The sequence below is a fragment of the Sphingomonas sp. ID0503 genome (genome assembly GCF_048565625.1).
Taxonomy (GTDB): Bacteria; Pseudomonadota; Alphaproteobacteria; order Sphingomonadales; family Sphingomonadaceae; genus JBLZUR01.
Genome location: NZ_JBLZUR010000002.1, coordinates 543,511 through 556,510 on the forward strand (window position 1 = coordinate 543,511; position 13,000 = coordinate 556,510).

Sequence of the window (13,000 nt, forward strand, 5' to 3'; positions counted from 1 at the left end):
GTACGTTTGTGCCGCAAAGGTTGATAGGGGGAACCGGGGTGAATGTGACCGTATCTGACGCATCAATCTCGTACCAGGTCGAGATGGATGTGAGATCGAGCGGACTGGTTCACTCGGCGGAGAGCGATATCGAGCGGCTCCAGCAGATTCTACGCGAGAGCTACGCCTCTGGCTTCACGATCTTTAAAGAACTGCTCCAAAACGCCGAAGACGCCGGCGCGAAGCGTTTGATTGTCGTCGGGCACAACGGCTTTCCGGAGGCGAGCAATCCGTTGCTGCAAACTCCTGGCCTGATTGTGGCAAACGACGGGGAAGTCTTCGCCCGGAACATGGACGGGATCACTCGCGCCAGCGGTGGCAGCAAGGCAGATGAGCGCGCTGCGGTAGGACGCTTTGGGCTCGGGCAAAAGTCAGTTTATCACCTTTGCGATGCCTTTATCGCGCTGGGAAGGGTCGAGGACGAAGGTGGACGTCCACGCCTTCTGATCATGAACCCGTGGGAAAAGGTAAGCGAGGCCGACGTTGCGGCCACGGCCTGGCCTTCCCTGACTACTGCCGACGCCGAAATGCTGCTCGAGAAAGTCGCGGAAATCGGCCTTGGCAAGGGTATGGCGCTTTTCCTCCCGCTGCGGACAGCGAAATTGCGGCCAGGGTATGATCTTTGTCTTTCTGACCGAAATTGGGAACCCGACAGCGCTATTGCAGACATATTGCAAGGTGCGGAGCTTCCCGCGGCACTTTCCTGTCTTCGTAGCCTGCAATCCATTGAGGTCAGGCCAACTGTGGGGGAGGGACGCCGGCTTTCGCTCGGAAAGGGAGCCCGCCGACTATCCGGACCCGGAATTGATCAGGGCGATCCGATTATTGCCGGACAGATCGATGGTGCCGGATTTGCGCTCGAGTTCAATGGGCGGCAGCAATGGATGCCCGGCGGCAAGGCCGCCAGGCTGCTTGACCAGGATGGATGGGACAAGGTCTTCGACATCCATCGCAAGCTAATCCCGCCCAAAGCCAACCCTCACGGAGCAGTCCTTGTCTGCCGCTCGTCGGCCAAAGAGGGTGAAGCGGTCCTGCGTGTCCGCGACACGGTCTATCTACCGCTTGGCCAGCCCGTACTGAACACGCCGCTCAGTCATGGAACGCATGACATTGACGTGCTGATCCACGGCTATTTTTTCGTTTCCAGCGACCGTCGGAAGCTGCGTAGCGACGATCACATCGAGAGCGATTGGAACGAAGCGCTGCGCCGGGAGGCCAGTTTGCCGCTGATGCTCGACGCGCTGGCAGATTCACTTCCGGGTATGCCTGCCGAGCCAGATCGTCATGCGCTGGTCCGCGCGCTCCGAAGCACTGCTTGGTGGGACGAGAACCGCGTCGATGTCTGCCAGGGCAGGGGCATGGCCCGGTGTTGGCCCGGTGAGAAGACGGAGAGCTGGCAAGTTTGTTCCAGCGCATCTTTGCGGCCAATAGTGAGGGGCGATGCGACGTCGCTGGCCCGCCTCAAGGCCGCTTTTCCAGGACTTGAAGACTGGTGCCGCGACAATGGGATCGTCCTGGCTTTTGGTACCGTGCTGGCTGATGCCGATCCGCGCTGGCCGGACGCGCAGCTCGCCGAGTTGGTGCGCCTTGCCGGTCCCTCTGCTTTTCAGAAAGGACAAGTGGCCGAAACGCTGTCGGCGGTGCTCGATGTGGCGCAGCCCGGCGAAGCAGCACGGGCGGCGCTGGCTGAAACTTACCGCAGCGCCATCGCCATGGTCGAGCAAAGTTTTGCCAGTGCCGAGAAGCTTAAACCGCTGGTTCGGCGCCTGCCGCAGGATCGCCTCCTTGTCCTTCCTACCAGCGTAGAAAATCGGGAGCTTGTTCGGGCGCTGGCTGCAGTGGGAAGTAGCATTCCGGTCAAGGCAACATGGGCGGAGCAGGGCGGGGCGATGTCCCGGCAGCTGGGGCTGAATGAGACGATCGAATTATTGGCGGTCGCGGAGCCCTTCCTTTCAGCTCGAGGGAGCGTAGCGCAGGAAGCTTCGGCACTGATATCGCATTTGTTGCGCAACGGCCCCTCGCTCGATGCATTGGCGGCGGATCGCCGGGGTAGCGATTTGCAGGTTATCCCCGCGCGGTTGATGCAAGACGAAGCGGACGTTCGGTTATCTCTGGGCGCCATCGCGGGTCTGAGGCGTAAAGGCTTTCTGTTCGATGCGGCACCGAATCGGGAGCTCCTCGTGCTCGCCGGTGCGATCGCGGCGCCCGAAATCTACCGAGTCGGGTTGAAGGATGGCGGTCTTGGGGACCTGGCTTCGGCAAAGAAGGCGGAATGCCTCTTGGCCGTCTTGAGGCAGGCCGAAAGTTTCGGGGATCCTGGCAAGTGTGGGGAGCTCGCGGAGCTGCTCGGTGCAGATGCGCCTCGCGACGAATTGCGCCAGCTTGTTGTACGCGATCCCACCTTGCCATCGCATGTTGGGCTGATCGAGCTGGATGATCTCGGCGGGATTCTCGACGATCTGGTGCAAGTGCTGCTGCAGGGTAGAGAGGAACGTCTCGTGTCCTCGGTGACGGCGGCAGAATTGAAAAAGGCTCTTCGCGATCGGATTGGCCTGCACCGTGTCGATGTCACCAATTTGGGTGCTTGGTTGCTGGATGCACAGCGCGCCGGTACCTTGCCGATCCTCGACGATGCCAAAGCCATCGCATTGCTCAACGCGGGTATCGATGACGATGTTCTGAAAGCGCTGCCTTTGCACCGATCCGATGGGTGCGAAAGTCTGCTTCCAGCCACAGACCTGTTCCGCGGTCGCACTTCGGATGTCGCACCCGCGCTCTTGCCTTTTACGCGTCTGGTCGAGCTATGGGGAGATCCGCCAGCAGCGGCGGTTCAGAACAGGCTTGTCGCGCGTTGGGGGCCTGAAGCGGCGATCCGCACGGCATTGGCCGCGCCAAACCCTGAACGCTTCACCTCGGAAATTGCTGCGGGATTGGGCGGAATAGAGCACCTGCCTGATGATCTGTTAGAAGCGCTTCGTCAGACCGCATGGATCGCTGCGGATGGCAATGCATGGACACCAACCAAGGTTCTCGACCTGCCCCTGGATGCGGGACGTGCCCTTGAGAACCTGGTTCTCGACCAAGGCGGACTTTTATTTGCCAGTACGCTTCCCGGCTGCCTGCGCGACGGGAATGTGCAGCGCCACCTAGGGCGCCTTCAACCGGATCGGTCCCAGTCATTTCTCTTGGCCTCCCAGCTTGCAGCCGACCACGGTGCAACCGGTTTGTGCCTCGATGTCGTGGAGCATCTTGACGAGTTGACGAAGTTGGCGAGCTCGAATGCAGAGCTCAATGCGGAAGCGTGGCCTTTGATCTCTGCAGCCTTGCGCGACGGGGCGATGGAAGCGGTCGTTGCAGGAATGGCCGAAGTTCTAAATGCGCCCCCTCGGACGGGCATCGTTGCTCAGTTGAATGCGGTGGCCGGCCTGAGCGGGCTCGGCACAAATGCTGAAGCGGCACGGCGACTCTACCTTGCAGCATTTGGCCGAAATCTGACGGCTTTGACGAATGGGTCCAGCTATCTTCCCGCCGATCTGCTTGTTCCGAACGAAGCGGGTGGTTTCGGCCGGGCAGATAGCCTCGCTTTGAGTGCAGCCGGAATCGAGCCATCATCGCTGTTGGCGCGCGATTATGCAGACAAGCTGGAGCAGCGCGATGATCAAGCGGCGCCATCCAGCCGAACAGTTGTACCGGTCGCTTCGGACTGGCTGAGCAGTATCGAACGCGCTTTCTCGCCGCTCAGCCAGTATGACGTGCATGACGGCATCCTGCTGGCGCTGGCCATGCTCGGCAGGGACGAGCAAATTCAGGCTCTCGCCAGCAAGTGGGAAGGTCAACGCTCCTTCCACCGCATTTGCGACGATCTCGATGCGTTGGCCGACGAACAGCGCGGCATGGCCAACGCCAATCTGGAGCGCCTTGCCGAATTGCGCTTCGCAGTGGAGTTGCCGGAACACGGGCAGGTCACTGTGCGATCAGCGGCTGGCTCGGATTGCACCGTCCCCCTGTCGGGAAAAGACGATACCCTGCTGCTGGATTGTATCTACCGAGGACTTGAACGCGACGAAGCGGGCTATCGGCACGTCTTTGATCTCGTGATCGGACCGGTTTCACCATGCGATGAGGCCGAGGCACGGCAATTATTGGATCAGTTTGTCCGGAAGCTGGCCATTGCTCTGATGCTGGGTTTCGAGCGTCACAAGGCGACACTGTCCGAACTGCTGGCCAGCTATTTTGCCAGCGATCAACGCACACTCGCCGATACCTGCGTGGAATTGCAGGAGGTACTCCACGATCGCCTCGCCGGCATTAAGACCGGACCTGTGATGCGCGCAGCAGTGAATGACTATCATCGCGATGCGCCCCGCGACCGGGACAAGGCCCGCAACGCACTTTGGGCAGCCGCGCAGTCGGACAAGGGAGCGAGGGAGCTCCTCGAAGCCACCCGCCAGAAGATCGACGAGATGGGCTATGCCCCACATCGAGTGTTGTTCGAGCTATACCAGAACGCCGTCGATGCCCAGGCGCAGTGGCACGGGGACGGGCGCTTCCGCGTCGAAGCCATCTACGATTCCAATGAGGTGCTTGCCTGTTTGCGGGTGATCCATTGGGGGCGGCCGATCAATCAGCCCGGGAGTCACCCACTCAAGGCAGAAGAAGAAGGGCACCGCCGCGACCTCTCGAATATGCTGGCCATCAACCATTCTGCCAAGGAAGGGGATGCGGTAACTGGCCGCTTCGGCCTTGGGTTCAAGACAGTGCACATGCTGGCTGACGAGATCCTGCTCGCCAGCGGCGGAATCGCTATCCGCATCTTGGGCGGGATGATCCCTGCCGACTGGGAAGCCGGTAGCCGAGCCGTGTCCTCATTTCATGATAGGGGGCGCAAAGCGACCCTCATTGAAATTCCAGTGGCACCGGATCGGTCTCGGGAAGCCCTTGAGGCCTGGGACGCATTTCGCGAGGCTGCGCCGTATCTGACGGCACTTGGCCGGGATGCCGCCATCGAATTGGTGGACGGAAAAAACGAGCAGGCGTTCCGGCACGAGGAACATCCGCTGATCGAAGGAGTAGGCTGGCTTACCCTCGACGGCGCCCGCTATGTTTTGCGGTTTGATTTGGGGAATGAGTTCCGCCTGTTTCTGCCGTTCGGACGCAGCGGACCCCATGCCTTTCCCGAGGATGTGCCGCAGTTCTGGCATCTGGTTCCGCTCGTGGGCGAGCGCCGTCGCGGCGCCTGGTTGTTGGAAGGCCGCTTTCCCGTTGATCCCGGTCGCACGCAATTGTCCGGTACGGCTGACGAAAAGGATAGCCGATTTGCCCGGCTCGGCCTTGCTCTCGGGCCGCGGCTCATTGCTTTCTATGACTATTGCCTCGCGGACTGGGCAAGCTTCGCGCGTGCTACAGGCCTGGATCCGGAAGGGTTCGACGATTTCTGGCGAAGGCTTGTGCCACTCTTTGCCCGAGACTTGGTAAGTCAGGGGTCCGAACAGTCGCTGCACAAGTCCGGACAAGGGCTGGCACGACTATTGGCGGAGCGACCGCTAGTGCCATTGGCCTTTGGCGGTTCGGCGCGGGCAGCCGATGTGAAGTGGCGCTTTTCGGGAGGGCTTGCCGCTCGCGATGCCCAAAGCTCTATCTCGGATTTGTTAGCCCAAGAAGAGCTCGAGAAGGCAATCGTTACCGAGGAAACGGGACAATTGCTGAGAGCTGTGGGGTTGCCTTCGGGGCAACCCTTGGACGCGGTCAAATTGGCCGAGACGTTTGCAGGAGACGAAGGAATAGATTCCGGCCTGGCGGATGCGCTTGCCTGTCTGCGTGACGAGGCAGTCACGCTCGCGATGACCGGAGAGGAAGATTTTGAACTGCGCAAGTTCTTCCGCGAGCGGCTCTGGCTTGCAGAGGACGGCAGTTGGCAGTCAATCCGGCTGCTGGCGTTTCCACAGGGCAATAGCGATGAACAACAACGCGCGGCCTTCGCCCCGTCCTCAGGACGCCTCGCAGCGAGCTATGCGGGCGCTGGCTTCGAACTCGCCGCCTTTGCGCGTGAGCAGGCAGGTCATAGCCCGAATGTTTGGGAGAAATGGGCAGAGAGCGCCGGTGACAGTGCCGCGCGTCAACAAGGCTTTATTCGCTACCTGGTCGGTGCGGATGATCGGACCGTTGCTCAGCTGGCGAGCGCCGCAAAGTGGCTCCCCAGTGTGAATGAACTGGCGAATTCACCTTTGCTGGCCGGACTGCAGCAGGACGAGAAAAATCGGCTGCTCGCAAAGCTAGGGTATTCCTTCGGCATCACTCCAATACCGACCGATCCGAACAGCCCCTGGCAACCTGATGCTGAGCTGGCGCTCTCGGGTATTGCGCAATGGTGGCGGGACAATCGCAGCGAACTTCGCGATGCCTATGATCGCGCGGTGTATCCTGAAGACTTTTCCTCGGCAGCCCTGGCTGACGGGGATAAGCCCGCCTGGTTTACCATGCTCTCGCTCGCAACGTTCCAGACGCTGGGGAGGATTAAGCCAGCTCAGTCCCGGCAGTTTGTTGCCAAAGCGATCCAGGATGGCTGGTGGCACGAACTCGCGACAATCGATCCGTGTGACAAGGAACTGAGACCTTTCGTTGAGCGCCTACGCGCCTGGAGCGATCCGGATGCGGATGAAGGCTACCTGATGTGGCGCCGATGCCTTCCTGACCTGTGCATGATCGCGAGGCATCTCGAAAGCTACCAGAGGCTCTTCCTGAAATTGCCTGCCGTCGTAGCCCAGGAGGGCGAGGTAAGCCTACGCGGACACTTGCGACCGGCCTTCTCTCAAGTTGCCGCTCGCATGAGCATTGAAGCAGCGCCTCTGGCACGATCGCTCGGCATCGGCGCGAACTGGCTCGTGCGCGAATTGGCCCGCAAGGGTATCTATTCGCAGGCGCAGGTCGAACGGATCATGCCGTATGGCTGGAGCACGGCGGAACGCGTCCGTCGTCTCGCATATACGCTCGGCCTGGGCCAGTTCGAGCGCGGCATTGACGAGGGACGCGCCCTGCATGGGGCAGTTGAGCGTCTTATCGGCGACGACGCTCAATTCGATGGCGACGGTGATCTGCCATTGCACATAATCACACTGGCCAAGCACCGCGATGACCTCGCCTCGATCCTCTACGATGCGGATGTCGAGGAATGGCGACCGGACAACGATTGGGACGATGCCGACGATGAAGATGCCTGAAGCACTGGCCGCCGATACAAGGGTGAACCACCCACGTCACGGCGTGGGTCAGGTGATCGCAGATGCCGGCGAATTCGTTGTTGCGCGTTTTGGCGCAGCGATCCAGCAGGTTCTGCGCACGGAACTCACGCTCGCTCGCTCGCTCGATCAGGCACTGACGACCCGTACCTTCGATGAAAGTGCGGAAACTTTGATGCGCGCAAGCGCGATGGCGATACGCTCGGTGAACGATCAGTGGGGGGTGTTCTCAAGATCGCGCGTCCAGCTGCTCCCGCATCAGCTCTGGGTCTGTCACAAGGTCAACCGGACATTCCCTTTCCGATGGCTGGTGGCCGACGATGTGGGGTTGGGCAAAACCATAGAAGCTGGCCTGGTGCTCATGCCTTTGGTGGCTCGGGCGCAAATCCGTCGCCTGCTGGTGCTGGCGCCTGCCAAATTGGTGCCCCAATGGCAAAAGCGTTTGCGTCAGATGTTCGATATCCGCCTGCAGGTCTACGACCGCTCGGTTGATACGCCGACCGTGGATTTTTGGGATACGGCGAACATGGTGGTCGCATCCGTCCACACACTTCGCCGGGAAGTTGCAGACGGCCGATCCGAAGGCAGTCGGTTCCTCTCCGCTGACCCGTGGGATGCGGTCGTGGTTGACGAGGCGCACCACCTCCACGCCGATGAACGGACGGGAGAGACGCTTTCTTTCCAGCTTCTGCGCGCGCTCGAGGAGCGGCACAAAATCCGTTCTCTGCTTCTGTTCACCGGCACGCCGCACCGCGGAAAGGACTTCGGCTTTCTTTCCCTGCTCAGCCTGCTTGATCCGGACCAGTTCGGACCCGAACATGACATCGACGAGCAGTTGACTAAGCTTCCCGAAGTCATGATCCGCAATAACAAGGCGACGGTCACCGACCTCAAAGGGAACCGCCTCTTCACGCCGGTCACGGTCGAGACGCGAGAATACGCCTTCAGCCCGGAGGAAAGCGCCTTTTATGAAACGCTGAGCAGCTTCATCATTGATGGGCGAGCCTATGCATCGACCCTCGATGGCCGGGCGCAGTCAGCGCGGATGCTGTTGCTGATTGCGCTGCAAAAGCTGGCCGCCAGTTCCATTGCGGCCATTCGCAGTGCTCTGACCAAGCGCCGGGCGAAGCTGGCCGATGTTGCCGAGCAGGCACGCGCACCGTTTCCGACCATAATGGAGGGAGACGAGGACGAGACATTGGACGATCGTGCCCGAGCCGACGAAGAAGCATGGAGCAAAATGCTCGCCGAACTGATGGAAGGCGAGATTGCGAGGCTTGATGAACTGCTCGAGTTGGCCGAACCCATTCAGCAAGAGCGCAAGATCGGACGTCTGGTCGATCTCATCGACCGCGAATTGCCTGCTGACGAACCCGTACTCCTCTTCACCGAATACAAGGCCACCCAGGCTCTGGTCGTCGATGCCTTGCACGCGCGTTTTGGTCACGGTTGCTGTGCATTCATCAATGGCGATGAGCGCTTGGAGGAAATCAACAAGGCGGACGGGTCGCGGGGGCCAAAGAGTTGGTCGCGCGAGGCGGCAGCAGAAGCGTTTAACCAGGGCACCATCCGTTTTCTTGTTTCAACTGAAGCGGCCGGCGAAGGTATCGACCTTCAAGAGCGCTGTGCGACTCTCATCCATGTCGACATGCCTTGGAATCCGATGCGCCTGCACCAACGCGTTGGCCGGCTGTCCCGCTATGGTCAGACGAGGCCGGTTCAGGTCTTCATCCTGAGGAACCCGGATACGGTCGAGGCGCGAATTTGGGATCTATTGAATGCCAAGCTCGAGCGGATTCAGCGCACCCTCGACGAGGCCATGGACGAACGAGAAGACATCAGTCAGCTCGTCATCGGCATGACCGGCCCGAGCGCATTCGAGAAGATTTTTGCGGCTGGGCAGACGCAATCGCGCGAAAGCCTTGGCCAGTGGTTCGACCGGGAATCTGCCACCATTGGCGGAGAAGATCTGGTCGACAAGGTCAAGACGATGCTCGGGAACGTGACCCGCTTCGATTTTGCCCAAGTTGGACGAAACCTCCCGCTGGTCGATCTTCCCGATCTCGAGCGCTTCTTTGCGATGATGATGGAATCCCAAGGCCGGCGCGTGTTCCGGAGGGACGACGGGCTGGATGTCCTGACGCCTGAGAAATGGGTGGATGAAGATTACGCGATGCAGGATCGGTACAAAGGCCTGCTGTTCGATCGCAACGCCCGCCTGGGCAATCGGGAAGGCCCGACGCGTCTTGTGGGGGTGGGGCACACGCTTTTCGATCGCGCTTTGAAGGAAGGAGAGGGCCTGCAAAGCACGTTGGCGATCTGCCTGCGATTACCCGCTCCCTTGCTCATTGCTTCGGTCGAGGACCAGGTCACCGGCCAGGACCATTCGGTTACCAGGATTGTGCTGGGGGCATGGCGCGATCAGGAAGGCCAGACCCATGTCCTGCGGGATTGGGAGGTTCTGCAGATGCTCAACACATTGGGACGAGCAGACAATCTCAAGCCGCCTTCCGTGAACGGCGAGCAACTGAAGACACTGGAGAAGAATCTCCTTTCTGCAATGTCGGCAAGCTTGCCGGCTATCGCCGACATGATGACCCGGCCCGGCATCCGTAGTGAGGTCATGCTTCTGCCGGATCAAGAAGCCGGTACATGACCGTCCTCTCCGAGTTCTGAGGAAAGGCTGCGCGTCTCCCGTGGGGCATGTTTTTCTGGCTTGAGCCCTTGTTTCTGCTATGTTCTAAGGAGAAGCGAGATGAATGCGATCATGACCAAGTTCGACATCGAAACTGCCGAGCATCGCGCCCCGAAGTGGGAGGGCCTGTCCGAAATCGATCAGGCGATCCGTGACAATCGCCTGATGGAATATCGGATCAAAAAGTCCTGGGCCGATCCGTGGGGGCGGAAGCTGACGATCACGGTTTTGCTCGTGATTGCCGCAGGTTTCGCGTATTTGGCTGGTGCATCAACCGGACTTTGGTGATCTCATTTATCACCATTCTTTCACCTCATCCGCCGACTCCGCGCTCGCACCCTGCGCGCCTTTGGTAGCGGCATCCAGACGCCCTCTGGATCCGCGGATCCTCTGACGACCGGCCGCTTGAGCTCGCCGAACCTCGTCGTGAAGATCGCCGGAATCCACCTGCGGCACATTTCCTGGACCTCCTCCGCCGATTTGGGCGCGGCCGCGCACTGATCCCGGACCAGCGACCGTAGGGCGCGAGATTGGCTGGCCCGCAGACAGGACGAGCCGGTCCTCGATCCCGTCACGGAGTTGATCGGCATAGCTCTCGATGAACTTGCCTTGCAGCGCCTGGCCTTCCGGACTGAGCTGGAACGCCAGATCGTCAAACCGCACATTGCCATAGAAGTCGCGATTGCGCTCGATCTCGACCAAACCCCATTCGCGGTAGGCTTGTGACAGATTGAGGCTGCCTGCGGCACTGTTGCCTTCGAAGAACGATGCCTGGCTTTCGAGGCGGTTTGCCAGCTCCTCTGCCCGCCGAGCTTCGCGGCTGTAGCTCTGCGCCTCGGTAAGCGAAGCGTTCATCCCGCTCGCAGTCGATGAGATCGAGGAACTCGATGACGTGCTTACGGTGCGAATGAACCCATCGCGCGTGCTCGACCAGTTCCGGCTGTCGGACATCTGCGCGAGGCTGCCGAAGATTCGCGAGCGATCCTCCGATGCGATGCCGATATCGCTGTCGGTCCAAGTGCGCGTGCCACCACCCTTCAAACCGACATTGGCTGATGCCACCCCGTTTGTAACTCCAGCGCTGGCGCCGGCTTCGCCACCGAGAAACCATGCGGTCGAAATGTCGTCGGCTGCCCGTCGCGAAAGGCCGAACTGCCGCTGCAGGTTGGTCGATGCCTGATCGACCTCGTTGAAGGCGGTCTGGATGCTGTCGGAGTTGGACGTTCCAGTGGCGCTTTCGAAAGCCGATCCGCGACTGAACTGACTGCGGAGTTCGCGGAATTTCGTGACGGCGCTGGTGGTCGATTCCGTGGCGATGTTGGCATAGCTCTCGCTGTTGGAGCGGGCCTGCGATGCCATCGTCGACAGGCGCGAGGTGAACTCCTGCCCGAGGCTGGGCGTGAACGGATAGCTCGAATTCGGCAGCTGATCGTAGCTGGCTTCGGAGAAACTGGTCGTCATCGAGCCGGTGTCGCTGAACGTCCGGGTTTGGGCCGCGCCATACGTGAAGCTGGGCGCAATGGTCCCTTGCGCGAACTGGCGGGTCAGCACGCTCGAATTCTCGAAGCTTTTGTTGCCCAGCGAGACATTGCCGGTGCTGGCCTCGCGCGCGGCTTCCTCGGCTGCATTCTGGCTGGGATTGAGATAGCTTGTCGCGTGGTGCGAAATGGCCATCGCGCCCTTGGCGACCCCGCCGGCGAGAAAGGGCACGGAGGCTATGAGGTAGCCTGCCAGCAATCCGATATCGCTGTTGACGTCGGCCATGCCGGTGAAACTCGCAAGACTGAGGCCATTCGTTCCGGCGACCGCTGCCATGTCGGTGGCGCCCTTGTACATCAATATCATGTGCAGGATCACAAAGAGCGGCCCCCAGGCAGCGAGATAGAAGAAGCCGGTGATATAACCCTTGAGGGCGACCGGGCCGGTCTTGGGCAGCAGGAACAGCGGGAAGAGGACCGGGAAGAGCGCGTAGAACAGCACCGTCAGGACGATGTTCAGGAGCGGCACCCACTTCATCGCGTTGCTGGCGATCGAACTGTAGGTGCGCTCGGTCTGGATGTCCGCCCGCGTCTGGGAATAGACGTCGACACTGGAGGCACCGCTGCCGCCGGCCATCGAATGCATGGCCTGGCTCATCGCGTTGATTGTCAGGGTCTGCTTGAAGATTTCGGTCGCGTTGGCCGAGACGCCGCTCAGATATTGATAGGCCACAGGCAGGTCTGCGAACAGCTTGGCCTTGGCGAGCGCCGCCGTCTGGTTGGGATAGAGCTGGCGGCCGAAAACGGTTCCCATATCGTCGACGAGGCCCGCCCACTGGGCGTTCAGCGTGTCATAGGCTTCCCGGCAGGTCACGATGGCCGAGGTCACCTGGCCGGACGTCGCATCGCGGGTCAGGAAGCGCTGTGCCCGAGCCTGGCTGCCCGGCGCGATCGTTGCCCAAATGTCGCCCGTTTCGGCGAGCTGCTTCATTGAATAGCGGCCAAGCAGCACGTCGTAGAAGACGCATTGGCGGAAATGCTCGTCGAGATTGGCGGCAAATTCGGGGTCGGAGATGCGCAAGCTACGCGTCGCATCGTAAAGCCGCGCGCCGTAGATCATGCCGTTCTTCGAGTAGTTGAGATCGCCCGGAAGCCCGAACACCACCTCCGCCGATCCGGTCAGATAATCGCCGACTTGGCTGGTGAAGCTCGCCATCAGCGCAAGACCCAGCGGCACGTTGCTGACATTGGTAGGGGCGAGGCCGGGGTTGAGTCGATCGGTCACATGCACGTCGAGCCGCGGCACCATCAGGCATGAGTAGATCAGCGTTGCGCCTAGGAACCAGTTGATCCAGGCGCGCCAGTCCTGATTGAAGGCGAGCGTGAGGGCGGACAGGCCAAGGCCCATGACCAGGACGACCTGGAGGAGACTCTTGTAGCCACCATTTCCCGTCCAGGCGGCGACCGCCTGAAAGACATTGACCAGGTAATCGCCGCCGCCAACCGTGAAAATTTCGACCATGCTGCTGGGCTCCCGCCGTTCCCGGCGCGCT

At 60.7% G+C, this 13,000-nt stretch carries 4 protein-coding genes; 3 read left to right on the forward strand and 1 reads right to left on the reverse strand.

The features are described 5' to 3' along the window. The first annotated feature begins 38 nt into the window (after positions 1 to 38). The 3 genes from ACM608_RS03625 to ACM608_RS03635 all read left to right on the forward strand — a co-directional run bounded on the left by ACM608_RS03625 (position 39) and on the right by ACM608_RS03635 (position 10,257). Positions 39 to 7,256 carry a sacsin N-terminal ATP-binding-like domain-containing protein gene (locus tag ACM608_RS03625; RefSeq protein WP_419681893.1) on the forward strand — a complete coding sequence of 2,406 codons (7,218 nt, stop codon included), beginning with the start codon at positions 39 to 41 and terminating at the stop codon, positions 7,254 to 7,256. Then, on the forward strand, positions 7,234 to 9,930 hold the full coding sequence (locus tag ACM608_RS03630; RefSeq protein WP_181443427.1) for a DEAD/DEAH box helicase: 2,697 nt from the start codon (positions 7,234 to 7,236) through the stop codon (positions 9,928 to 9,930). Before ACM608_RS03625 ends, ACM608_RS03630 begins: the two co-directional genes overlap by 23 nt. 99 nt (positions 9,931 to 10,029) lie before the next feature. Further along, positions 10,030 to 10,257: a hypothetical protein gene (locus tag ACM608_RS03635; RefSeq protein WP_141459454.1), complete on the forward strand. Its 228-nt coding sequence runs from the start codon at positions 10,030 to 10,032 to the stop codon at positions 10,255 to 10,257. Between the two features lie 9 nt (positions 10,258 to 10,266). Here the strand turns inward: ACM608_RS03635 and ACM608_RS03640 are convergent, their stop codons facing one another. Continuing rightward, entirely contained in the window at positions 10,267 to 12,969 is a 2,703-nt protein-coding gene (locus ACM608_RS03640; protein WP_141459452.1) for a conjugal transfer protein TraG N-terminal domain-containing protein, read from the reverse strand. Positions 12,970 to 13,000 lie beyond the last annotated feature (31 nt).

Coding starts and splice junctions, on each gene's coding strand:
- ACM608_RS03635 (WP_141459454.1), top strand. CDS start 10,030: ATGAATGCGATCATGACCAAGTTCGACATCGAAACTGCCGAGCATCGC.
- ACM608_RS03630 (WP_181443427.1), top strand. CDS start 7,234: ATGCCGACGATGAAGATGCCTGAAGCACTGGCCGCCGATACAAGGGTG.
- ACM608_RS03640 (WP_141459452.1), bottom strand. CDS start 12,969: ATGGTCGAAATTTTCACGGTTGGCGGCGGCGATTACCTGGTCAATGTC.